Raw genomic sequence first — 22984 nt, forward strand, 5'->3', positions numbered from 1 at the left:
CCTAGGACCCTAGGTGGCGGCGCTCGACCTGGCCTGACGCCGCTGCACGGCGATGCCGCGGAGCACGCCGGCGGCGGCGACGAGGAAGCCGACGCCCATCAGCATGCACACCGCGTACGCGATGGAGGGGAAGGGGTCGGAGCCCAGGAACAACGGGGCCACGGTGACCAGTGTGGCCACCGCTCCGACGAAGAAGACGATTGCTCCGGCCCGAACCATTCCGTCGCCCGGTCCGGCCGAATTCGCTTGGGTTTTGTCACGCACCCCACCAGGGTAGTTCCCAGCGCGAAGGAAGAATCCGGGGACGTCTTGTCACCGGCCCACGGACCAATAGTCTTGGTGGCGGCGGGTCGGGCGACCCGCTGTAGTGCTATCCAGAGCCGTTTTCGCCCTCTCGATCCGGTGGGGCGGACCGGCATAGACGAAGTACGACGAGTACGAGGACGAGGACTTCACGTGCCTACCGGCAAGGTCAAGTGGTTCAACAGCGAGAAGGGCTTCGGCTTTCTCTCCCGCGACGACGGCGGCGACGTCTTCGTGCACTCCTCCGTACTGCCCGCCGGCGTCGACACACTCAAGCCCGGCCAGCGCGTGGAATTCGGTGTCGTCGCAGGCCAGCGCGGCGACCAGGCGCTCTCCGTCACGATCCTCGACCCGACCCCGTCGGTGGCGGCCGCGCAGCGCCGCAAGCCGGACGAACTCGCGTCGATCGTCCAGGACTTGACGACACTGCTCGAAAACATCACGCCGATGCTGGAGAAGGGCCGCTACCCCGACAAGGCGTCGGGCGCGAAGATCGCGGGGCTCTTGAGGGCGGTGGCGGATCAGCTGGACGTCTGACTTCGCGCCGGGCGGGCTGGTTTCAGCCCGTCCGGCGTTTGAGGACGAGCCGTTCAGGCGATCTGGACGTTCACGGAAACGACAGGGCGCCGGGTCGCAGAGCAGGCACGAGCCCCTCGGCCGCAGCCCGAGTGAGAAGCCCCCGTACCGCCGCGTAACCGTCCTCGCCGAGATCCGCGGTGAACTCGTTGACGTAGAGCCCGATGTGCTGGTCCGCGACGGCGGGATCCATCTCCTGCGCGTGTTCGAGGACGTAGGGCCGCGACGCCTCGGGGTCGTCCCAGGCCATGCGGACGGAGGTGCGGGCCGACCGGGCGAGCTGCTCAAGCGCCTCCGCGCCAAGGGACCGCCGCGCGATGATCGCGCCCAGCGGGATCGGCAGGCCCGTCGTGGCCTCCCAGTGCTCGCCCATGTCGGCGAGGCAGTTGAGGCCGTAGTTCTGGTACGTGAAGCGTGCCTCGTGGATGACCAGGCCCGCGTCGACCTTGCCGTCGCGCACCGCGGGCATGATCTGGTCGAAGGGCAGCACCACGATCTCGCCGACGCCACCGCCGGTGAGCGTGTCCGCGGCCCACAGCCGGAAGAGCAGATACGCCGTCGACTTCTCGCTCGGCACCGCGACCGTCTTGCCCGACAGGTCGACCCCGGGCTCACGCGTCAGCACGAGCGGCCCGCAGCCACGGCCGAGCGCGCCGCCGCAGGGCAGCAGCGCGTACTCGTCGAGGACGTAGGGGAGCACGGCGTACGACACCTTCAGGACATCCAGGTCGGAGGCGGCGGGGCCGCGCTCCGCGATGCCGTTGGTGATGTCGATGTCGGCGAAGGTGACGTCGAGTTCGGGGGCGCCCGCCACCCGGCCGTGGGCCCAGGCGTCAAAGACGAACGTGTCGTTGGGGCAGGGCGAGTACGCGATCCGCAGGGACTCAGTCATGGTCGTTCCAACTCTCCAGTACGGGCGTGAGCTTCCCGAACGCCTCGGTCAGTGCCGCGAGCGCGGCGCCGATCCGCCAGGCGTCACGGTCGCGGGGACCGACCGCGTTGGAGACCGCGCGGACCTCGAACACGGGCAGCCCGTGCAGCGCGGCGGCCTCGGCGACGCCGAATCCCTCCATCGCCTCGGCCAGGGCCCGCGGATGACGCAGCCGCAGCTGCGCGGCGCGCTCGGCGGAGCCGGTCACGGTGGAGACGGTCAGCACGGTGCCGCTCACGGCGCCCGTGGCGGCGGCCGCTCCCCGTACGAGGGAAGGCGGCGGACGGTGGGTGACGGCACCGAACCCGAGTTCGGTCACCGGCAGGAAGCCGTCGCCGGTCTCCGCGCCCAGGTCGGCGACGGTGATCTCGTCGGCGAGGACGAGCGAGCCGACGGGGGCGTCGGGCTGGAAGCCGCCGCCGATCCCGGCGGAGACGGCCAGGCGGTAGGGCGAGCCGGTGGCGGCGGCACGGGCGAGTGCGGTCGCCGTGCCCGCCGCGGCGGCCGCGGGGCCCACCCCGACGGCCAGTACGTCGACGGCGCCGCCCGGGTGTCCGGCCAGCGCCCGCGCCACCGCGTCCCGTTCGGCGGGGACGGCGGTGGCGACGAGGACGCGCGGGGCGCCGGAGGGGGCCCCCGTCATCGCGTCGTACGAGGTCAGGAGTCGGAGTCCTTCTCGAACTTGAACGACCACAGGCCGGTGGCCTTCTGCGTGGAGCCCTTGCCGCCCTCAAGGAGGCTGACGGTGGCCTTGTTGCCGGCGCCGCCGTACTGCTGGTTGAAGAAGACGCTGCCCGGGATCACCACGTACGTCTTCTTGCTCGCCTCGGTCAGCGGCTGCCCGTTCATCAGGAGCGTCCAGCCCTTCTCGGCGATCTCCGGGTCGACGCCGAAGCGGACCTTCTCGTCGGGATCGACCTTGACGGTCTTCACGTCCTTGTCCTGGAGGCAGGACTTGAGCTGCGACTGCGCCAGCTCCTTGCCGTCGTTGTAGCAGGAGGCTTCCGTGTTCACCGAGTCGCTGCCGACCGTCACGGTGGCAAGCGGCGTCGGCTTGTCACAGGCCGAGAGGACGAGGAGTCCGGCGGAGACGGCGCCAAGGGCGGCCACGGCGCGGCGGCGGCGCGCCGCGCTGTTCACATTCGCGGCTCCGCCGCGGAGCAGGGAGGTCATGGGCGAAGGCTATCGGGCGCGTTGTGGGGTCCTGTTACGTGGGGGTCGCGGGCGTGCCGCCTTCGGCCCCGTGTGCGAAGGGGGTACGGCCCCGAAGGGCGTACGTCCCGGTGGGGTCGGGTCCGCGCGGGTACGGCCCCGAAGGGCGTACGTCCCGGTGGGGTCGGGTCCGCGCCCCGCGGCCCCGCGCTCAGACCACCCGGGCGCGACGCGGGCCGCCGTGCCGCGCCGTGGTGAGCAGCCCCCGCGCCGTCGAGAGCCAGCCGAGCGCGACGATGCCCGCGGCCACCGCGAGACCGAGCGACCCGTTCAGCGGCATGGCGATGCCGACGGCGCCGCCGAACACCCACGCCACCTGGAGCAGCGTCTCGGAGCGCGCGAACGCCGACGTACGGACCTGCTCGGGTACGTCCCGCTGGATCAGCGCGTCCAGGGACAGCTTCGACAGGGCCTGCGCGAACCCCGCGCAGGCACCCAGACAGGCCACGCCCACCGCGCTGAAGAACAGCGCCGAGGTGATCGCCACGCCGAGGACCACCGCGACGACGGTCACGATGATGACCTCGGGCGCCCGCGCCTTCAGCCAGGCGCCGACCGCGGTGCCCAGCGCGTTGCCCGCGCCCGCGGAGACGCCGACGATGCCGAGCGAGACCGCGGCGCTCTGCCCGGCCAGCGGATGCTCGCGCAGCAGGAACGCCAGGAAGAAGATGAGGAAACCGGAGAGACAGCGCAGCGCGGCGTTGGCGGCCAGCGCGTGGGTGACGCCGGGCCCGACCGTCCGCAGGCCCAGCCGGCGCTTGCGGGTGGTGTCCCCGGCGGCCTCGGAGCGCGCGTGCAGATGCAGATGCTCCTCGTCCGCGGAGAGCAGCGCCTTCGCCTCGCCCTTCGCCGAGTCGACCTTGCGGGGCAGCGAGAACGACAGGAACATCCCCGAGACGAAGATCACGAAGGCGCCGTAGAGCGGCCAGCGCGGCCCGATCGCCTGGAGCCCCGCCCCGACGGGCGCGGCCACCGCGGTGGCCAGGAGACCGCCGAGGGTGACCCGGGAGTTCGCCTTGACCAGGGAGAAACGGGGTGGCAGGAGACGCGGCACGACGGCGCTTCTGACCACTCCGTACGCCTTGGAGGCGACGAGCACGCCGAGCGCGGCCGGATAGAGCTCGACGCTGCCGGTGGCGACCGCGCCCGACAGGACGAGGGCCAGCAGCGCACGCGCCAGCATCGCGCCGGCCATCGCGGCGCGCCGACCGTGCGGAAGGCGGTCCAGGAGCGGGCCGATGACCGGGGCGAGGAGGGTGAAGGGGGCCATCGTGATGGCGAGGTAGAGGGCGACACGGCCGCGCGCCTCGTCGGTCGGCACCGAGAAGAAGACGGTGGAGGCGAGCGCGACGGTGATCATCACGTCACCCGCGCCGTTCACCGCGTGCAACTCGATCAGCTTCCCGAGGCCCGACTCGCCCGCGCCGTGCGCGTGCGTGGCCTTGCGGATGCCGCGGGCGGTGCCGGTCACGGGGAAGTGCAGAGCACGTCCCAGCGCACGCGCGGTCCGCCGCGCCGGTCCCGGCGAGACGGTTCCTACGGACGTCGACCTTGTGGGGGCCACTCCGTCATAGTGCCCCTTCGGGGGGATTCCTAGTGCGGATACGTGGCCGGGGGCCTTGAGCGGGGGTCTTGAACGGAGGTCTTTCGGCAGGGGTGGGGGCCTCTCTGCCACGGAGTGTCTGCTCCGCGTGGCCGCGCGTGCCGCCGTGTGGTGCTGCGCCGCTCCGCGGCGGTCGTCCCCGCCCGCCCACCCGTTGCTCCGCACCGGCGGGGCACGCCGCGGGGTGGCGACGGGGGTGGGGGCAGGGCGGTGCGCAGGGGTGTGTCGGGGAGGGGCGGAACGGAGGGGCGGAACGGAGGGTCGGGGCGCCGGCCCGTACGTCGGTGTAGGCCCAGGGGCCAGGAGAAGGTAGCGTGCGTAGCGCGCCTGCGGCGGTTGTTCTCGGCCGCGCGCCTCTCGGTCATCCCGCAGAATGGGTGACGTAGGTGCGCCCGAGAACGTCGGGCGCGGACGTTGACGCGGCCCTCAGGTCCGCTCCGTCCGTACCCCCGCGTAAGGGTGGCGCACTCGTGAGACGGCGTAGGAGAGAAGCGATACCTGTGAGCGCAGCGACAACGCGAAGCCGTACCCAGCGCACCCCGCGTACCCCGGACCGCCTGTGCGCCGAAGCGGTCGGCCTGGCGCGGGCCGCGGCCGAGGAGGCCGCCGCACCCGGTGTGGTCGGTGAGCACGTCGAGGTCGTCGTGGAGGGCGACCGGGTCGTCACACACCTCTTCGAGTGCAAGGAATTCGGCTACCGCGGCTGGCGCTGGGCGGTGACGGTCGCCCGTGCCTCGCGGGCGAAGGTCGTCACGCTCGACGAGACGGTGCTGCTGCCAGGACCCGACGCGCTCCTCGCCCCCGAGTGGGTGCCGTGGAGCGAGCGGCTGCGCCCCGGCGACATGGGCCCCGGCGACCTGCTGCCCACCGACGCGGAGGACCTGCGCCTCGAACCCGGCTTCACCGGCGAGGAGGAGCCGCCGCCGAACTCCGCCGTGTCCGAGGAGATGGCCGAGCTCGTCGAGGCGGAGGACGCCGAGGTCACGGCGGGCCCGCCGGCCGAACTGCCCCTGGCGCCCGCGCGCGGCTCCATCGCGGCGGTCGCCGACGAACTGGGCATGCGCAGGGCCCGGGTCCTCTCCCGCTACGGACTGCATGTCGCGGCCGACCGCTGGGAAGAGGCGTACGGCGCGAAGACCCCGATGGCGCAGGCGGCGCCCGCGGGATGTGTGAGCTGTGGATTCCTGGTGGCGATCGGCGGATCGCTCGGTCAGGCGTTCGGTGTGTGCGCCAATGAGTTCGGGCCCGCGGACGGCCGCGTGGTCTCCCTCTCGTACGGCTGCGGGGGCCACTCCGAGGCCGCCGTCATGCCGAAACCGGCCCGGCCGGCGCCGCCGGTCCTCGACGAGACACGCGTGGACGTCCTGCCGCTGCGGCCCGCGGCGGATTCGGGGTCGGTGAGTGTGGAGGGGCCGGGGGAGGAACTCGGCCACTCCTAGTTCCGGCTGCGGGGGTGTGGGGGGTTCTTGCGGGGCGGTTCGGGCGGTTCGGGTGGGTGGTGCCGGGGTTCGTCTTCGGCTCCTCGGCTCCTCGGCTCCTCGGTGCGTCGCCGGAGCGCGCGTCCTGACCTGTTCCCCGCATCGGGGCTCCGCCCCGGGCTGCTGGACCCGTGACCTGCGCTTTCCGTTCTGGCCTGCCCGATGTCCTTCCTGCGATGTGCTTCCTGCATGCGCGCCCGAAGCTTGTGCCCCGGCCCACTCACTCACCCCGTGCCCGGCCCCTCCGCGACGGTCCAGTCCTCCCCGTCTGGCTCCTCGGCGCCTGTGCGGATCCGGACCCTCCGCGCATCGCCCCTCTGTACCCCGCCCCTGGCTGCGTCGCCGCTGCGCGGCGTGCTCCCCACCCGCCCGCCCAAGCGTTCTCCGCGGCGGCGGTGGGGGCTTGCCGTCTTCCCTCGGCACCGTGCCCCGACTCCGTCGCCGCTGCGCGGCGTAGTCCCCACCCGCCCGCCCAAGCGTTCTCCGCTGCAGCGGTATGGGGCCCGCCGTCTCCCCTCGGGACCGTGCTCCCGACTCCGTCGCCGCTTCGCGGCGTGCCTCCCACCCACCCGCCCATGCGTTTCTTGCTGCGGCAGCGGTGGGGGCCCGGCGCGATCCCCTCGGCACTGTGCTGCTGGTGCGTCGCCGCTGCGCGGCGTGCTTCCCACCCGCCTGCCCAAGCGTTCCCCGCTGCGGTGGTGTGGGGGCTTGCCGTCTTCCCTCGGCGCCGTGCTGCTGGTTGCGGCGCCGTTTTGCGGCGTAGTCCTCACCCACCCGCCGCCGAGCAGCGAACCGAAGACGCGTGGGCGGCGCGAACCCCGCCGCGGAGCGGCGAAACGGTGAGCAGGTGCGAGTGGGGCAGAGCTCCACGTCGAGCAGTGGGACCGGTGAGTGGGCATGCGCTGGGCGGTGCGGAGATTCGGGTGGGCGGGTGGGGAAGAACCCCGCGGAGCGGGGGAGAACAGGTGCGGGCCGTGCGGAGTGTCGGGTGGGCGGGTGGGCGGGTGGGGAGGGCCGCCGCGGAGCGGGGGAGTGAGGCAGAGGGGGCGCCTGGGGCAGTGGGGCCGTGGCAGGGCGCCTGCCGGTCGGTGCCGGAGGCTCGCGTGCGTGGTGGGGTGGGGGCAGCCCCCGCGGAGCGGGCGAGCGAGGCGGGCGAGCGAGGCGGGGGAGTAGGCCGGGGCGGAGTGATCCGTCGGGCGCGGGCGGCAGGGGGATTCCGGCTCCAGCACCCCCACCCCGACGCGGTACCGTTCGCCGCAGACCAAGACCACGGTCCAAGTCCACGTTCAAGTGCAACTTCAAGTTCACGTCCGTGACACGGCCGGAGACCACGACCACGGTCGAGGAGACGCAAGCCCAAGCCCCCGGCCGCAGGCCGGAGTACAACGCCCCACCAGCACCAGCACCAGCACCAGCACCAGCACCAGCACCAGCACCAGCACCAGCACCAGCACCAGCGAACCAGCCCAGCCCACCCACACAAGCCACGCCACCCACGCAACTCACCCCACCCACGCACCCCACTCCACTCCACCCCACCCCCCCAACCCCCCAAGGAGCCCCCCACCGTGAGCAAGCCCGTGCGGCCGGCGGCCGAGGGTATTGATCCCTTCGGCACCGCCCGCCTCCGCCGTGGAGTCCTCGACGCCTGGGCCGCGGCCCCGGCCCGTTTCCGTGAGGACGCCAACGCGGAGGAGGACCTCGCGCTCGGCGGCTACCGGGACCGGCTCATCGTGGAGCTGGCGCAGAACGCCTCGGACGCGGCCGCCCGCGCCGGCGTTCCGGGGCGGCTCGCGCTGACCCTGCGCGACGGCGTGCTCGCCGCCGCGAACAGCGGCGCCCCGCTGGACGCGACCGGCGTGGAGTCCCTCGCCACCCTCCGCGCCTCCGCGAAGCGGGAGACCCCGGGGGCCAGGGGGGCCGGGGGGAGCGACGGGCCCGAGGGGACCGGGGGCCCGCACCCCACCAGCGTCGGCCGCTTCGGCGTCGGCTTCGCCGCCGTGCTCGCGGTCTCCGACGAGCCCGCCGTCGTGGGACGCACCGGCGGCGTCCGCTGGTCGCTGTCGGAGGCCCGCGAACTCGCCGCGGAGACCGCCAGGTTCAGCCCGGGACTCGGCGACGAGATCCGCCGCAGGGACGGCCACGTCCCGCTGCTCCGGCTGCCGATGGCCGCGGAGGGCAGCGCGCCCGAGGGGTACGACACCGTCGTCATCCTGCCGTTGCGCGACGCCGCCGCCGAGGACCTGGTCGCCCGGCTCCTGGAGGGCGTCGACGACGCCCTGCTGCTCGCCCTGCCGGGCCTCGCCGAGGTCACCATCGAAACCCCGGGCGGCACCGCAGGAGACGCCCGCACCGGAAGCACGACGCGAACCCTCCGCCGCCACACCCAAGACACCCCCTACACCACCGTCGAGGACACGCGCGACGGCACGACCCGCTGGCGCACCGTCAGCCGGCAAGGCCCCCTCGACGCCGCCCTGTTGAAGGGGCGGCCGGTCGAAGAGCGGCTGCGTCCGTACTGGTCGGTCACCTGGGCCGTGCCCGCGGGCCCCGACGGCACCCCGGAGCGGCCCCGCAGCACCCCCGTGGTGCACGCGCCGACGCCGAGTGACGAGCCGCTCGGCGTACCCGCGCTGCTGATCGCCTCGTTCCCGCTGGACACCGCTCGGCGGCACGCCGCGCCGGGGCCGCTGACCGACTTCCTGGTCGAGCGCGCCGCCGAGGCGTACGTCGAACTCCTCGCCGACTGGCGTCCTGTGACCGAGGGGATCATCTCCCTCGTGCCGGGGCCGCTCGGCAGGAGCGAGCTGGACGGCGCGCTGCGCGCGGGCATCCTGGAGCGGCTGCCGCGCACCGCGTTCCTGCCGCCCGCGCTGCCCAGGACCGAGGGCCAGGAGGACGAGCTGCCCGAGGCGCTGCGGCCCCGTGACGCGGAGGTCGTGGAGGGCGCGGGCGCCGACACCGTACGGGTGCTCGCCGAGGTGCTGCCGAGCCTGCTGCCCGCGGGGCTCGAACGCCGGGCCGAGTTGCGCACCCTCGGCGTCGCGCGGGTCCCCCTGACCGAGGCGGTCGACCGGCTCGCCGGGCTGGAACGCGACGCGGCCTGGTGGCGGCGCCTCTACGACACCCTGGCGGGCGTCGACCCGGACCGGCTCACCGGGCTGCCCGTGCCACTTGCCGACGGGCGGACGACGATCGGGCCCCGGCAGGTCCTCCTGCCCGCCCCGGACGACGCGCGCGATCCCGCCTCGCTCGCCCGGCTCGGGCTGAAGGTCGCCCACCCGGAGGCCGTCCACCCGCTCCTGGAGAAGCTCGGCGCGCTCCCCGCGACGCCCCGCGCGGTCCTGACCACCCCGCAGGTCCGCGCCGCCGTCGCCGCCTCCCTCGACGACGACACCTGGGACGAGGAGGCGCTGGACGCCGACGAGTTGGCGGACGTCGTCCTCGCGCTGGTGCGCGACGCCCGCCTCGAACCCGGCGACGAGCCCTGGCTCGCCGCCCTCGCGCTGCCCGACGAAGACGGTGAACTCGCCCCCGCCGGCGAGCTGGTGCTGCCCGGCAGCGCGTTCGCCGAGGTGATGCGCGAGGACGAACTGGCCCTCGCCGACCAGGAGCTGGCCGATCGCTGGGGCGAGCAGCCGCTGGCCGCCTGCGGGGTGCTCGCCACGTTCGCGCTGGTCCGCGCCGCCGATGTCGTACTCGATCCGGACGAACTGGAGCCGCGCGACGGCGACTTCGCCGAGCCCGACGACGCGGGGCTGCTGGACGCCGTGGACGTGTGGTGCGAGGACGTCCTGGACCGGCTGCCCGACACCCCGGTGCCGCCGGTCGCCACCGAGATCGTCGCCGTACGGGACCTGGACCTGGTGGACGACGACCGCTGGCCGCAGGCGCTCGCGATGCTCTCCCGGCCGCCGCTGCGGGACGCGCTGACGCAGCCGCTGCGGGTGCTCCTGCCCGACGGCACGACGGAGACCGTCCGTTCGTACACGGCGTGGTGGCTGCGCGGCCACCACGTCCTGGACGGGCGCCGTCCCGCGGGGCTGCGCGCGGCGGGCGGCGATCCGCTCCTGGTGGGTCTGTACGACGCCGCGGACGCCTCCGGCTTCGGCGACGAGCAGGTGCTGCGGGCCCTCGGCGTGCGGACGTCGGTCGGCGCGCTGCTCGCCGAGCCGGGCGGCGCCGCCGAACTGCTCGACCGGCTCGCGGACCCCGAGAGGACCGTTTCCCCCGCCCAACTGCACGCCCTGTACGGGGCGCTCGCCGATCTCGACCCGGAGCAGGTGACGCTCCCCGAGGAGCTGCGCGCGGTCCTCGACGGCGAGGTCGTGGTGGTCGACGCGGCGGACGCGGTGGTCGCCGACGCGCCGGATCTGCTGCCGCTCGCCGCGGGTGTGCCGCTGCTGCCGGTGCGGCCGCGCAAGGCGGGCGACCTCGCGGAACTGTTCCAGGTGCGGCGCCTCAGCGAGACGGCGGCGGTGGAGCCCGCGGGGCACGGCGTGGAGCACGCGGTGCCCGATCCCGTGCGGATCCTGCTGGGCGAGTCGACCCCGGAGACGTACGTCGAGCACGAGGAGCTCGTCGCGGGCGGTGTGGAGCTGGACTGGCGCCGCACTCCGGACGGCACCGTGCACGCGGCGACGCTGGAGGGTGTCGCGGCGGGTCTTGCCTGGGCGGCGGGGCAGTGGCCGCGCCGGTTCGAGGTGGCGGCGCTGCTCGAAGATCCGTCGCGGACCGCGGAGTTGGCGCGGGACCGCTGGTTCGACTGAGGGCCCTCCTTCGGGCCCTCTGGGCGGTTTGCCGGGTTCCACCCTGTTGGTCAGGTTGTTGGTCAGGCCTGTTGGTCGGCCTGTTGGTCGGGGTGGAACCTCGCGTTCCCTATGTCGGTCACATTTTCTTCACTTCTCGTACAACCAGCCCCACCCGTCACAGGTCTGATCTTGCGAGTCAACAGACTCCTAGATCACCGGGAACCCGCGTGACGGCGTCACGCACCGCGGGATCCCCTTCTCCAACTGGGGAAACACATGCGCATCCGTGCCACCGTGGCCGCACTGACCGGCACCCTGGCCCTTTCCGCACTCGCCGTCCCGGCCGCCCAGGCCGCCGACGGTCCGTCGTCCGCTCCCCGTCTCGCGGCCAAGGCCGCGCAGGGTGCGAACGCGGGCGCCACGAAGATCACCAAGGTCTCCGTCAACGGCGGCAAGGACGTCGTCGTCGGCACCTCCAACAAGGTGAAGTTCAAGATCGCCGTCACCGCGACCGACCCGTCGGGCATCGCGGGCGGCAGTGCCTTCCTGTACCACGGCAGCGACATCGACCACGCCGATGGCGTCCTGATCCCGGACGACCTCAACGGCAAGTGCAAGGTCGTCAACGCCACCACCTCGACCTGCACCCTCGACGTCGTTGCCGACCCGAAGACCGACCTCTACACCAACGGCCTGGCCGGTTCGGGCTGGAAGCTCTACGCCGCCGCCGACGGCAACGAGGGCGGCTCGGCCGAGGGCGAGAAGTTCAAGTCCGACGCCAGCATCCAGCGCTACGCCAAGCTCACCACCAACGCCTCCCCGGAGCCCGTCAAGAAGGGCAAGACCATCACGGTCACCGGCGCGCTGACCCGTGCCAACTGGGAGACCTCGAAGTACGCGGGCTACACCGGCCAGTCGGTGAAGCTCCAGTACAAGAAGAAGGGCGCCAGCAGCTACACGACCGTCAAGACGGTCAAGTCCGACTCCAAGGGCAACCTGAAGACCACCGTGAAGGCCTCCGCCGACGGCTACTTCCGTTACGTCTTCGCCGGCACCTCCACCACCCCGGCCGTGACGTCGACCAGCGACTTCATCGACGTCCGCTAGTCGCCGTCACAACCGGTCTCACCGGTCACGCCGGAAAGCGGCGGTCCACCCAGCGGTAGATGAACTCGATGGCCGCCGCGGCCACCGCCGCGATCGCGACCGCCGCCCACGGCATCGTCGTGCCCACCAGCTTCAGCTGGAAGAAGTCCTGGAGCCAGGGCACGGTCAGCACGAGCAGGAAGCCGAGACCCATCGCGCCGATCAGGCAGAGCCGCCACCACGTGTAGGGGCGGGCGATGATGGCGAGCACCCACATGGCGATCAGGAACAGCGCCAGGGTCGCCGCGCTGGTCTCGGCTTCCCGCGCGCCCGCGCCCGTGTAGTGGTGCCGGGCGAGCAGATACGTCACGAACGTGGCGACACCCGCGATGACACCGCCCGGGATCGCGTACCGCATGACCCTGCGTACGAAGTGGGGCTTGGCCCGCTCCTTGTTGGGCGCGAGCGCCAGGAAGAAGGCCGGGATGCCGATGGTGAGGGTGGAGAGCAGGGTCAGGTGCCTCGGCAGGAAGAGGTACTCGACCTGCGAGCAGACCACCAGGAGCGCGATGACGACCGAGTAGACGGTCTTCACCAGGAACAGCGTCGCCACGCGCGTGATGTTGCCGATGACCCGGCGGCCCTCGGCGACCACCGAGGGCAGCGTCGCGAAGCTGTTGTTGAGCAGCACGATCTGGGCGACCGCCCGCGTCGCCTCCGAGCCCGAGCCCATGGACACGCCGATGTCGGCGTCCTTCAGGGCGAGCACGTCGTTCACGCCGTCACCGGTCATCGCGACCGTGTGGCCGTGCGACTGGAGGGCGCCCACCATGTCGCGCTTCTGCTGCGGGGTGACCCGGCCGAAGACCGTGTTGTCGTCGAGGCTCTGCGCCAGCTCCTCCTTGTCGGTGGGCAGCCTGCGCGCGTCCACGGTGTTCTCCGCGCCGGGCAGCCCGAGCTTGCCCGCGACCGCGCCCACCGAGACCGCGTTGTCACCGGAGATGACCTTCGCGGCGACGTCCTGCTCCTCGAAGTAGCGCAGGGTGTCGGCGGCGTCGGGGCGGAGCCGCTGCTCCAGGACGACCAGGGCGGTGGCACGCGCGCCCGCGGCCACCTCCGGGTCGTCGAGGGCGCCCGCGGCGCGGGCGAGCAGCAGCACGCGCAGGCCCTGCTGGTTGAGCTCCTCGATCTCGGCGAGCGAGGGGTCGCCGTCGGGCAGGAGTACGTCGGGGGCGCCGAGCAGCCACGTCGACTCGGTGCCGTCGCCCTCGCTGAAGGAGGCGCCGCTGTACTTGCGGGCCGAGGAAAAGGGCAGCGACTCGGTGCAGCGCCACTCGTCGGTGTCGGGGTAGGCGTCGATGATCGCCTGGAGGGAGGCGTTCGGCCGCGGGTCGGACTCGCCGAGCGCGCCGAGGACCGTGCGGACGTACGCCTCGTCGCCGCCGTTCAGCGGCCGCAGCTCGGTGACGTCCATGCCGCCCTCGGTGAGGGTGCCCGTCTTGTCGAGGCAGACCGTGTCGATGCGGGCCAGGCCCTCGATCGCCGGGAGTTCCTGCACCAGGCACTGCTTGCGGCCGAGCCGGATGACGCCGATCGCGAAGGCCACGGAGGTGAGGAGCACGAGGCCCTCGGGGATCATCGGGACGATCCCGCCCACCGTGTACGCGATGGACTCCTTGAAGTTGTCGTCCTTGACGACGAGCTGGGAGACGACCAGACCGATCGAGGTCGGGATCATCAGCCACGTCACGTACTTGAGGATCGTGGAGATGCCGGTGCGCAGCTCGGAGTGGACGAGCGTGAAGCGGGACGCCTCCTCGGCGAGCTGCGCCGCGTACGCCTCGCGGCCGACCTTGGTGGCGGTGAACGCGCCGCCGCCCGCGACCACGAAGGAGCCCGACATCATCTTGTCGCCGGGCTTCTTGATGACCGGGTCGGCCTCACCGGTGAGCAGCGACTCGTCGACCTCCAGGCTGTCGGTCTCGACGGCCTCGCCGTCCACCACGATCTTGTCGCCGGGGCCGAGTTCGATGACGTCGCCGAGGACGATCTCGGAGGTGGAGATCTCGCAGGCCGCGCCGTCGCGCCGGACGGTCGGCTTGGCCTCGCCGATGACGGCGAGGGAGTCCAGGGTCTTCTTGGCGCGCCACTCCTGGATGATGCCGATGCCCGTGTTGGCGATGATCACGTAGCCGAAGAGGCTGTCCTGGATCGGCGCCACGAAGAGCATGACCACCCAGAGCACGCCGATGATGGCGTTGAAGCGGGTGAAGACGTTCGCCCGGACGATCTCGCTCAGCGACCGGCTGCTGCGGATCGGGACGTCGTTGACCTCGCCGCGGGCGACCCGCTCGGCGACCTCGGCGGTGGTGAGTCCCGCGGCCCGCCCCGTGGGTGGCGGCACCGGGTGGACCGGGTCGAGTTCGGCGCCCGCGTCGATATGCGTCATGCATCGACCGTAAGGGGGGTTTTGGGGCTTCACCCCTTGAGTGCGCAAAAGATCCGACCACGGGAGGACGGGGCCCGTCCCGTGGGTGTACGGCCGCGCAGGGGCGCGGGGACCTTCCTACCGCGACTCGGTGACCTTCGGCCCCTTGCCCTCGGCGGTCCCGTCGTCATCGGTGGTCCCCTCGACGCCGACGGTCCCCGTGCCCGCCGCGGCCCGCTTGATCGCGGCGTCCCTGCCGCGCACGTACCAGATGCCGATGAGGCCGAGGCCCGCGCCGGCCAGGCAGGTCCACACCCACCAGGTCGCGTCGCGGTCGTCGAACCAGCCGTAGAACGGGAGCTGGGCCAGGAAGAGGACGAACCAGAGGATCGTGCCGCCCGTGATGGTGGCGACCACGGGCCCCTCCAGGGGCTCCGGCGCCTCGTGCTTAGGGGTCCACTTCGCCATGCGTACAGCTTACGAGGGGTGGGCCACGTCTCGTACACCCCTTGGGACGCAAGGGTCTACGCGCGGAGATAGCGATTTCCGTCTCATGTATTCATACTGAAACGGCTCGTTAATGGCTGATTGCTTTCGTAAGAAGAAACAAATCGAACCGAAGTCGCCGCTTAACGATCTTCCCCTTCTCTGAGTTCATGAGGTCACGCATGTCTCCCTCGGCCAGCGCCCCGGTCGACGCCAAAACGCCGCCCCCGAAGCCCCCGCGGGGCGGGCTCGACGGGTACTTCAAGATCACGGAGCGGGGCTCCACCCTGGCCAGGGAGGTCCGCGGCGGCTTCGCGACCTTCTTCGCGATGGCCTACATCATCGTGCTGAACCCGATCATCCTGGGCAGCGCGAAGGACATGTACGGGCACCAGCTCGACAACAAGCAGCTGGTCACCGCGACCGTGCTCACCGCGGCCTTCACCACGCTCCTGATGGGCGTCATCGGCAACGTGCCGATCGCGCTCGCCGCCGGACTCGGCGTGAACACCGTGGTCGCCCTCCAGCTCGCGCCGCGCATGTCGTGGCCCGACGCGATGGGCATGGTCGTCCTGGCCGGCTTCGTCGTGATGCTGCTCGTCGCGACCGGCCTGCGCGAACGCGTGATGAGCGCCGTGCCGCTCGGCCTGCGCAAGGGCATCGCGATCGGCATCGGCCTCTTCATCATGCTGATCGGCCTCGTCGACTCCGGCTTCGTCTCGCGCATCCCGGACGCCGCGCACACCACGGTCCCGCTCCAGCTCGGCGGCGACGGCCACCTCAACGGCTGGCCCGTCCTGATCTTCGTGCTCGGCGTGCTGCTCACCCTGGCCCTCATGGTGCGCAAGGTGCCCGGCGCCATCCTCATCAGCATCGTCGTCATGACGGTCGTCGCGATGATCGTCAACGCGGTCGCCGACGTGCCGTCCTGGGGCCTGACCACCCCGGAGTGGCCCGGCAACCCCGTCTCCACCCCGGACTTCGGTCTCGTCGGCGAGATCAGCATCTTCGGCGGCTTCGAGAAGGTCGGCGTCCTGACCGGCGTCCTCTTCGTCTTCACCGTGCTGCTCTCGTGCTTCTTCGACGCGATGGGCACGATCATGGGCATCGGCGACGAGGCCGGGCTGACCGACGACAAGGGCAACATGCCCGGCATCAACAAGGTCCTCTTCGTCGACGGCATCGCCGTCGCCGCCGGTGGTGCCTCGTCCGCGTCGGCCACCACCTGCTTCGTGGAGTCCACCGCGGGCGTCGGCGAGGGGGCCCGCACGGGCTTCGCGAACGTCGTCACGGGCGGGCTCTTCGCCGTCGCGCTGTTCCTCACGCCCATCGCCACCATGGTCCCGTCGCAGGCGGCCACCCCCGCGCTGCTCGCGGTCGGCTTCCTGATCCTGTCCGGATCGATCCGGGCGATCGACTGGAGCGACTACACGATCGCGATCCCCGCGTTCGTGACGATGCTGATGATGCCGTTCACGTACTCGATCACCAACGGCATCGGGATGGGCTTCATCACCTTCACCGTGCTGAGGCTGGCCGCGGGCCGGGCGCGGGAGGTGCCGGTCGCCATGTACGTCGTGTCGGCGGTCTTCGCCTTCTACTACCTGATGCCCGCACTGAACCTGACCTAGCCGCCCCCGATGAGGGGGGTCTAAGCCACCCCGTAGAACTTCTCCGTCTTCTCGACCGATGTCGCGAATCGTTCGTCGAAGTCATCACGAATGAGCGTCCGGACCACATAGTCCTGGACGCTCATTCCCCTTTTCGCCGCGTGCTGCCGGAGCCGGTCGAGCAGCTCACCGTCTATCCGCAGGCTGAGCACTGTCGATCCCATGCGTGACAGGGTCCACGGGCGCCGCCGGGCGATGCGTCGCTTTCCGAAGTCACCTCACTCATATGGGTGACGAAAGGGTTCGGGCACCCGTGTCCGGGAAACCAAGTGGTCTTTAGCTAGGGTAATGAGTTACGCTAACAAACATGCCGGACCTCTCCCATGGTGACGATGCCGTCGCCGTGAACGCCCTGCGCTCCGCCGTGATGCGCCTGTCCCGTCGACTCAAGCACCAGCGTGTCGACGAGTCGCTGAGCCCCACCGAGATGTCGGTGCTCGGCACCCTCGCCCGCTGCGGCAGCGCCACTCCGGGCGAGCTCGCCCGCAAGGAGCACGTGCAGCCGCCGTCGATGACCCGCATCGTCGCCCTGCTGGAGGCCAAGGGACTGGTCCGGCTGGAGCCGCACCCCGAGGACCGCCGCCAGAAGGTGGTGACCCAGACCGAGACCGCCGAGGCCATGCTCGAGGAGAGCCGCCGCAAGCGGAACGCCTGGCTGGCCGGTCTCGCCGAGCACCTCGACGAGGACGAGTGGGAGCGGCTGCGCGCCGCCGCCCCCGTCCTGGAGAAGCTCGCGCACCTGTAAGACCCGCGGCACCCCGCGGGCACTCCCGCCCCTTGTGGGAGCCGTCTGTACGCCAAGGAGGCGAACCCACTTTGAGTACGGGATCCGGAGCAGACTCCGCCCCCGCACCAACCGCCCTCGACACCCCCGTCCGCCCCCACAAGTCCTCGATGTTCAGCTCGCTGAAGATCCGCAACTACCGGCTCTTCGCGACCGGTGCCGTCGTCTCCAACACCGGCACCTGGATGGCCCGCATCACCCAGGACTGGCTGGTCCTGAGCCTCACCGGATCCTCCGCGGCCGTCGGCATCACCACGGCCATGCAGTTCCTGCCGATGCTGCTCTTCGGCCTGTACGGCGGAGTGATCGCCGACCGGTTCGCCAAGCGGAGCCTGCTCTTCTGCACCCAGGGCGCGATGAGCATCAGCGGACTCTTCCTCGCCGCCCTCACGCTCAGCGGCAACGTCCAGGTCTGGCACGTCTACGCGGCGGCCTTCTTCACCGGCCTCGTCACCGTCGTCGACAACCCGACCCGGCAGTCCTTCGTCTCCGAGATGGTCGGCCCGGACCAGGTCCGCAACGCCGTCTCGCTGAACTCCGCCAACTTCCAGTCCGCGCGCCTCATCGGCCCCGCCGTGGCCAGTGGTCTCACCGCTGCCGTCGGGCCCGGCTGGGCGTTCCTCGCCAACGGCCTGTCCTTCCTCGCGCCGCTGACCGGACTCATGCTGATGCGCACCTCCGAGCTGCACCACACCCCGCGCAAGCCGCGCGGCAAGGGACAGCTGCGGGAGGGCCTGAACTACGTCTCCAAGCACCCCGAGCTGATCTGGCCGATCGTCCTCGTCGGCTTCATCGGCACCTTCGGGTTCAACTTCCCGATCTGGATGAGCGCCTTCGCGGACGACGTCTTCCACGGTGGTGTGGGGATGTACGGCCTCTTCAACACGCTCATGGCGGTCGGCTCGCTGGCCGGCGCGCTGCTCGCGGCCCGTCGCGGGACCTCGCGCCTGCGGCTGCTCGCCGGGGCCGCGATCGCCTTCGGCGTGCTCCAGATCGTGGCCGCGTTCGCGCCCGAACTGTGGATGTTCGTCGCGCTGATCGTGCCGATCGGCATCCTCGGCCTGACGGTGAACGTCACCGCCAACTCCTCGGTCCAGATGGCCACGGACCCGGAGATGCGCGGCCGGGTGATGTCGCTGTTCATGATGGTCTTCACCGGCGGCACACCGCTCGGCGGGCCGCTCTTCGGCTGGCTCGCCGACGCCTACGGCGTCCGGGTCAGCATGGCCATCGGCGGCCTGGTCTGCGCGCTCGCCGCGGCCGGTGTCGGCCTGATGCTGGCGCGCGCCGCGAACCTGCGGCTCAAGGTGGACCTGCGGCGCGGCCGCCAGCACCTGCAGTTCGTGCCGAGGGAGCGGGAGCTCGCGACCGCGGCGTGATGCCGTTCCGCGCCGCGACGTCGCGTGCCCGGCCCGGTCAGACTCGCTGTGCGAGCACCTGGCCGGGCCAGCTGCCGTCGGGACCCGTGAAGGTCTCGGTGGCCGTGAAGCCGTTGCTCTCGTAGTACGCGACGAGCGCCCTGTCCTCGCTCCGGTAGCAGTCGACCCGCAGCAGGGAGACGCCCTGCGCTCGGGTCTCCTCGACGGCGTGCGCGAGCAGGGCGCGGCCCACGCCGCGGCCCGCGTGCCGCCCGTGGTCGGCGGCGAGGAGGTGCACGTAGCGTTCGGGCTCCCCGGCCGCCGGGACGATGTCGCCGCCCGGCCCCTCGGTCAGGGTGAGCGTGCCCACCACGGTGCCGTCGATCTCGGCGATCCAGGGGGCGCCCGTCGTCACGTACTTCTCGACCATCGCGACGGCTTTCGGATTGGCCGACCAGGGCTTGCTGCCCCACTGGCCGGTGCGGCCGCGGGCGACGAGCCACTCCACCGCGCCGTCGAAGAGAGCGATGATCGCGGGGATGTCGCCGGCCCCGCCCCGCCTGATCCGTATGGGCTCCGTGTCAGTCATGCGGGGAGGCTAGCGTCTCCCCATGAGACTCTTCGCAGCCGTCCTGCCCCCGCCCGCCGCGACCGCCGAACTGGGCGCCGCCGCCGACGAGTTGAAGACGCTGCCCGGCGCCTCGGGACTGCGCTGGACCGGCCGCGAAGGCTGGCACTTCACGCTCGCGTTCATGGCGGAGGTGCCGGACGCGACGGTGCCGGACCTCGCCGCCCGCCTGGAGCGCGCCGCACACCGCACCCCGCCCTTCTCCCTCTCCCTGCACGGCGGCGGGCACTTCGGGGAGCGGGCGCTGTGGGCGGGCGCGGCCGGGGACGTGGCCGCGCTGCGGCTGCTCGCGGGGCGGGCGGACGCGGCGGCCCGCAAGGCGGGCGTCACGATGGAGGAGCACCGGCACTACCGGCCGCACCTGACGCTGGCGCGCGCCAAGGGGGAGGCGGACCTCACGCCGTACGTCGACGCGCTCGCCCCCTTCGACGGCACGCCCTGGACGGTGGCCGAGCTGACCCTCGTACGCAGCAATCTCCCGGTGAGCGGAGTGCCCGGGGAGCGGCCGCGCTACGAGACGGTCGGACGGTGGGCACTGGGAGGCGCCGCCGGGGCAGACGGAGCGGCCGGTTAACCTCGACTACGTGGACCCGAAAACCAGGAACCGGATCATGGCCGGTGTGCTCGTGCTGATGTTCGTCGTGGTGGCGGTGGCGGCCGCGTTCGGCTAGGGCATCGCCGGACGCGGGCCGCCCCCGTGCGCCTACCAGGCGAAGGACTCCGGCGAGGGGCCGGGCCCGGGGAAGATCTCGTCGAGGCCGTCGAGCAGCTCCGGGGAGAGTTCGAGATCGACGGCGCGCAGCGCGGAGGCCAGCTGGTCCGCGGTGCGCGGGCCGACGATCGGCGCGGTGACGCCGGGCCGCGTGAGCAGCCAGGCGAGCGCGGCCTCGCCCGGTTCGAGACCGTGCTTGTCGAGCAGCTCCTCGTACGCCGTGATCCGCGCGCGGACCTCCGGCTTGGCGAGCTCGGCGGCGGCGCGGCCGCCGGTGCGCCGGGCGCCCTGGTCCTGCTTCTTGAGCACGCCCCCGAGCAGCCCGCCGTGCAGCGGCGACCACGGGATGACGCCGAGGCCGTACTCCTGGGAGGCCGGGATGACCTCCATCTCGGCGTCGCGCGCGGCGAGGTTGTAGAGGCACTGCTCGCTGACCAGGCCGTAGCTGCCGCGCCGCCGTGCGGTCTCGTTGGCCTGGGCGATCTTGTAGCCGGGGAAGTTGCTCGACCCGGCGTAGAGGATCTTCCCCTGCTGTACGAGGACGTCGACGGCCTGCCAGATCTCGTCGAACGGGGTGTTCCGGTCGATGTGGTGGAACTGGTAGATGTCGATGTGGTCGGTCTGCAGCCGCTTGAGCGACGCCTCGACGGCGCGGCGGATGTTCACCGCGGAGAGCAGGTCGTGGTTGGGCCAGACCGTCTCCCCCTCGGCGGCCATGTTCCCGTACACCTTGGTGGCGAGCACGACCTTGTCGCGCCGCTCGCCGCCCTGCGCGAACCAGGTGCCGATGATCTCCTCGGTGCGGCCCTTGCCCGCGCCCTGTCCGTAGACGTTGGCGGTGTCGAAGTAGTTGACGCCCGCGTCGAGCGCCGCGTCCATGAGCGAGTGGCTGTCGGGTTCGTTGGTGAGCGGCCCGAAGTTCATGGTGCCGAGCGTGAGCCGGCTGACCTTGAGCCCTGTGCGTCCCAGCTGCGTGTACTTCATGGGGATCTAGCCAAGGGCTTGGAGTGCGCTCCAGGCAAGGGGGTTGATCGGTGCGGGTCAGTCGCGGGGGAAGCTGTCGGTCTTCAGGACGAGGTCGACGACGGTGCCGGTCAGGTCGATCTCGTCGCCGAAGTCGGACTTCGACTCCGTGCGGTACTCGCCGTCCTTGGGGTCGGTGTAGACGTGGCAGCGGCCCTGGTACGGGTCGGCGACGAGGTAGACGGGGACACCGGCTTCGGCGTAAGTGGCCTTCTTCGGGCCGTAGTCGTTCAGGCCGGTGCCGCGGGAGATGACTTCGGCGATGAACTCCACGTCCTGGTAGCGCCAGCGGCCGTCTTCGTCAGGCTTCGCTCCGTCCTTCAACTTCGCGAGGTCGGGGCAGAAGCCGTTCTGGTGGCCGGGGAAGTCGATGCGCACGTCCGTCATCACCAGCGAATCCCGGCTGAACCTGTCATCCAGGGCGTAGAGCACCCTCCGGATGAGCTGCCAATGCACATTCCGCTGCGGCACCATGTGGACGGCCCCCTCGACGACTTCCGCCTTGATTCCCTCGGGGACCATCCGCTCGATGAGCTCGAACCATCGGTCCAAGCTCCACTCGTCGTCGGCCATCTCGATCCTGTCGGTCATCACATCTACGACGGTCATCGTGGCGCTCCTCCCCGGCCCTCCTCGGTCGAGTGCAGCCGCGCAGTACAACGATACGCACGGAGTCAGGGTTACGTCCGATCACGAGCCGCCCAGCCACCCCGCCGCGTCGAGCCGGAACGCCTCCGCAGGGACGACCGTGCGCAGGTCGTCCTCCATGGCCCGGAGCCGGTGCGGGCCGACCGCTCCTGCCCACTCCGCCCGCAGCTCCTCGAAGATCACCGCAGAGCGGCGCAGCGCGTCGACCCCGTGCGGCGTGAGGCGGACGAGTTTGCGGCGGGCGTCGGCGGGGTCGTCGGTGCGGGCCGCGTAGCCGAGGGCGATGAGGCGGTCGACGGTCTTGCCCGCCGCCTGCTTGGAGACGCCGAGGCGCCGCCCGATCTCGCTGGCGGTGGCGCCCTCGATCCCGATGGCCTGCATGGCGAAGCCGTGGGCGGGGCGGACGTCGGGGTGGCCCTGGCGGGCGAGTTCGGCGTGCAGGCGGTCGATGAGGGTGCGGAAGCCCGCGAAGAGGAGGAGGGGGAGCTCGTATCCCTTCCCTTCAGGGGCGTCCGCGTCCCCCTTGCCGTCATCGACAACCTGGTTTACCTTTTTATCGTCAACCATGTTGTCGATAGTAGGGGGTACGTCTTGTTCGCCGAACACACCGTGGAGACCGCGCCGACCGAGTCCCGACAGGCCATGGAAGGCGTCACCCGCGCCTTCGGGCACCTGCCGGACGCCGTCGCCCGTCTTGCCGAGTCGCCCGAACTCCTCAATGGCTTCCTGGAGTTGAGCGCGTCCTTCGAGCGCACGACCCTCGACCCCGTGGCCCGGGAAGTCGTCATCATGACGGTCGCGACGCGCAACGACTGCCATGTCTGTATGGCCATGCACACCGGAAAGCTGCGCAAGCTGGGGGCGGAGCCGGGGCTGATCACGGCGTTGCGCGAGCAGCGCCCGCTGGACTGTGACGAACGCCTAGAAGCCGTACGGCAGTTCACGCTGTCGGTGCTCGCCACGGCGGGCGGCGTCGACGACGAGACCCTGAAGGCGTTCCTCGCCCACGGCTACACCGAACGCAACGCCCTGGAAGTCGTCCTCGGCATCGGCGCCTACACGATGTCGACCCTGGCGAACCGGCTGACCCGGGCGGTCTAGTCCGCCGTACGCAGCAGGTACGCCGTCGCGCCGCCCACCCCGAGGACGGCGCAGACGCCCACGGTGACGGACCGGGCGGTGTCCCCGAGACCGAGCGGGAAGCTGATGCCCGCTCCGATCGCGATGCCGAGAACGGTGAACCCGGTGTAGGTCCATATGACGCGCTGAAACCGGCGCTGCTGGTAATCCATGGCTTGATCCTGCCA

At 71.6% G+C, this 22984-nt stretch carries 22 protein-coding genes; 9 read left to right on the forward strand and 13 right to left on the reverse strand.

The window, feature by feature from the left end:
- Nucleotides 1–9 precede the first annotated feature (9 nt).
- Complete coding sequence (locus tag ACIO9J_RS28650; RefSeq protein WP_402005617.1) at nucleotides 10–264, reverse strand: hypothetical protein; 255 nt, start codon at nucleotides 262–264, stop codon at nucleotides 10–12.
- Nucleotides 265–456: 192 nt separating this feature from the next.
- On the opposite strand from ACIO9J_RS28650, the gene ACIO9J_RS28655 reads away from it, so the two are divergent.
- On the forward strand, nucleotides 457–840 hold the full coding sequence (locus ACIO9J_RS28655; RefSeq protein WP_055701393.1) for a cold-shock protein: 384 nt from the start codon (nucleotides 457–459) through the stop codon (nucleotides 838–840).
- Between the two features lie 70 nt (nucleotides 841–910).
- Here ACIO9J_RS28655 and ACIO9J_RS28660 read toward each other — a convergent pair whose 3' ends face one another.
- The 4 genes from ACIO9J_RS28660 to ACIO9J_RS28675 all read right to left on the reverse strand — a co-directional run bounded on the left by ACIO9J_RS28660 (nucleotide 911) and on the right by ACIO9J_RS28675 (nucleotide 4586).
- A complete protein-coding gene (locus ACIO9J_RS28660; RefSeq protein WP_402005621.1) occupies nucleotides 911–1771 on the reverse strand; it encodes a 1,4-dihydroxy-6-naphthoate synthase in 861 nt (286 codons plus the stop codon).
- Nucleotides 1764–2453 carry a futalosine hydrolase gene (locus tag ACIO9J_RS28665; protein ID WP_402006798.1) on the reverse strand — a complete coding sequence of 230 codons (690 nt, stop codon included), beginning with the start codon at nucleotides 2451–2453 and terminating at the stop codon, nucleotides 1764–1766. The genes ACIO9J_RS28660 and ACIO9J_RS28665 overlap by 8 nt, the downstream gene beginning before the upstream one ends.
- Before the next feature lie 14 nt (nucleotides 2454–2467).
- The gene (locus tag ACIO9J_RS28670) at nucleotides 2468–2983 is read right to left on the reverse strand and encodes a DUF2771 domain-containing protein (protein WP_402005624.1); all 516 of its coding nucleotides are present in this window, start codon (nucleotides 2981–2983) and stop codon (nucleotides 2468–2470) included.
- Between the two features lie 190 nt (nucleotides 2984–3173).
- Complete coding sequence (locus ACIO9J_RS28675) at nucleotides 3174–4586, reverse strand: MFS transporter (protein WP_402005627.1); 1413 nt, start codon at nucleotides 4584–4586, stop codon at nucleotides 3174–3176.
- A 539-nt stretch (nucleotides 4587–5125) separates the two neighbouring features.
- Between ACIO9J_RS28675 and ACIO9J_RS28680 the strand changes: the two genes are divergently transcribed.
- The 3 genes from ACIO9J_RS28680 to ACIO9J_RS28690 all read left to right on the forward strand — a co-directional run bounded on the left by ACIO9J_RS28680 (nucleotide 5126) and on the right by ACIO9J_RS28690 (nucleotide 11961).
- On the forward strand, nucleotides 5126–6064 hold the full coding sequence (locus ACIO9J_RS28680) for a DUF3027 domain-containing protein (RefSeq protein WP_402005630.1): 939 nt from the start codon (nucleotides 5126–5128) through the stop codon (nucleotides 6062–6064).
- A 1607-nt stretch (nucleotides 6065–7671) separates the two neighbouring features.
- On the forward strand, nucleotides 7672–10872 hold the full coding sequence (locus ACIO9J_RS28685; protein ID WP_402005633.1) for a molecular chaperone Hsp90: 3201 nt from the start codon (nucleotides 7672–7674) through the stop codon (nucleotides 10870–10872).
- 258 nt (nucleotides 10873–11130) lie between these two features.
- Nucleotides 11131–11961: a calcium-binding protein gene (locus ACIO9J_RS28690; RefSeq protein WP_402005636.1), complete on the forward strand. Its 831-nt coding sequence runs from the start codon at nucleotides 11131–11133 to the stop codon at nucleotides 11959–11961.
- 25 nt (nucleotides 11962–11986) lie between these two features.
- On the opposite strand, the gene ACIO9J_RS28695 is transcribed toward ACIO9J_RS28690, so the two are convergent.
- Nucleotides 11987–14389 carry an HAD-IC family P-type ATPase gene (locus ACIO9J_RS28695; RefSeq protein ID WP_402005639.1) on the reverse strand — a complete coding sequence of 801 codons (2403 nt, stop codon included), beginning with the start codon at nucleotides 14387–14389 and terminating at the stop codon, nucleotides 11987–11989.
- A gap of 117 nt (nucleotides 14390–14506) precedes the next feature.
- Nucleotides 14507–14836, reverse strand: a complete 330-nt coding sequence (locus tag ACIO9J_RS28700; protein ID WP_402005642.1) for a DUF2530 domain-containing protein — start codon at nucleotides 14834–14836, stop codon at nucleotides 14507–14509.
- Nucleotides 14837–15036: 200 nt separating this feature from the next.
- On the opposite strand from ACIO9J_RS28700, the gene ACIO9J_RS28705 reads away from it, so the two are divergent.
- The gene (locus ACIO9J_RS28705; protein ID WP_402005645.1) at nucleotides 15037–16485 is read left to right on the forward strand and encodes an NCS2 family permease; all 1449 of its coding nucleotides are present in this window, start codon (nucleotides 15037–15039) and stop codon (nucleotides 16483–16485) included.
- Between the two features lie 20 nt (nucleotides 16486–16505).
- On the opposite strand, the gene ACIO9J_RS28710 is transcribed toward ACIO9J_RS28705, so the two are convergent.
- On the reverse strand, nucleotides 16506–16688 hold the full coding sequence (locus ACIO9J_RS28710; protein WP_055555856.1) for a hypothetical protein: 183 nt from the start codon (nucleotides 16686–16688) through the stop codon (nucleotides 16506–16508).
- Between the two features lie 143 nt (nucleotides 16689–16831).
- Between ACIO9J_RS28710 and ACIO9J_RS28715 the strand changes: the two genes are divergently transcribed.
- Nucleotides 16832–17269 (forward strand): MarR family winged helix-turn-helix transcriptional regulator, encoded by a 438-nt coding sequence (locus tag ACIO9J_RS28715; RefSeq protein ID WP_055555858.1) that lies wholly within the window; start codon nucleotides 16832–16834, stop codon nucleotides 17267–17269.
- Nucleotides 17270–17340: 71 nt separating this feature from the next.
- Nucleotides 17341–18687 (forward strand): MFS transporter, encoded by a 1347-nt coding sequence (locus ACIO9J_RS28720; RefSeq protein WP_402005649.1) that lies wholly within the window; start codon nucleotides 17341–17343, stop codon nucleotides 18685–18687.
- Between the two features lie 37 nt (nucleotides 18688–18724).
- Here ACIO9J_RS28720 and ACIO9J_RS28725 read toward each other — a convergent pair whose 3' ends face one another.
- The gene (locus tag ACIO9J_RS28725; RefSeq protein WP_402005653.1) at nucleotides 18725–19255 is read right to left on the reverse strand and encodes a GNAT family N-acetyltransferase; all 531 of its coding nucleotides are present in this window, start codon (nucleotides 19253–19255) and stop codon (nucleotides 18725–18727) included.
- A 22-nt stretch (nucleotides 19256–19277) separates the two neighbouring features.
- Between ACIO9J_RS28725 and thpR the strand changes: the two genes are divergently transcribed.
- A complete protein-coding gene (gene thpR, locus ACIO9J_RS28730) occupies nucleotides 19278–19868 on the forward strand; it encodes an RNA 2',3'-cyclic phosphodiesterase (protein WP_402005656.1) in 591 nt (196 codons plus the stop codon).
- 129 nt (nucleotides 19869–19997) lie between these two features.
- On the opposite strand, the gene ACIO9J_RS28735 is transcribed toward thpR, so the two are convergent.
- The 3 genes from ACIO9J_RS28735 to ACIO9J_RS28745 all read right to left on the reverse strand — a co-directional run bounded on the left by ACIO9J_RS28735 (nucleotide 19998) and on the right by ACIO9J_RS28745 (nucleotide 22244).
- Nucleotides 19998–20990 (reverse strand): aldo/keto reductase, encoded by a 993-nt coding sequence (locus ACIO9J_RS28735; protein ID WP_402005659.1) that lies wholly within the window; start codon nucleotides 20988–20990, stop codon nucleotides 19998–20000.
- Between the two features lie 57 nt (nucleotides 20991–21047).
- Nucleotides 21048–21638: a Uma2 family endonuclease gene (locus ACIO9J_RS28740; protein WP_402005662.1), complete on the reverse strand. Its 591-nt coding sequence runs from the start codon at nucleotides 21636–21638 to the stop codon at nucleotides 21048–21050.
- A gap of 81 nt (nucleotides 21639–21719) precedes the next feature.
- Nucleotides 21720–22244: a MarR family winged helix-turn-helix transcriptional regulator gene (locus ACIO9J_RS28745; RefSeq protein ID WP_402005665.1), complete on the reverse strand. Its 525-nt coding sequence runs from the start codon at nucleotides 22242–22244 to the stop codon at nucleotides 21720–21722.
- A 24-nt stretch (nucleotides 22245–22268) separates the two neighbouring features.
- Between ACIO9J_RS28745 and ACIO9J_RS28750 the strand changes: the two genes are divergently transcribed.
- Entirely contained in the window at nucleotides 22269–22778 is a 510-nt protein-coding gene (locus ACIO9J_RS28750; RefSeq protein WP_402005668.1) for a carboxymuconolactone decarboxylase family protein, read from the forward strand.
- On the opposite strand, the gene ACIO9J_RS28755 is transcribed toward ACIO9J_RS28750, so the two are convergent.
- Nucleotides 22775–22969 carry a hypothetical protein gene (locus ACIO9J_RS28755; RefSeq protein WP_402005671.1) on the reverse strand — a complete coding sequence of 65 codons (195 nt, stop codon included), beginning with the start codon at nucleotides 22967–22969 and terminating at the stop codon, nucleotides 22775–22777. The genes ACIO9J_RS28750 and ACIO9J_RS28755 overlap by 4 nt on opposite strands.
- Nucleotides 22970–22984: the final 15 nt, after the last annotated feature.

The sequence above is a fragment of the Streptomyces sp. NPDC087300 genome (genome assembly GCF_044744425.1).
Taxonomy (GTDB): Bacteria; Actinomycetota; Actinomycetes; order Streptomycetales; family Streptomycetaceae; genus Streptomyces.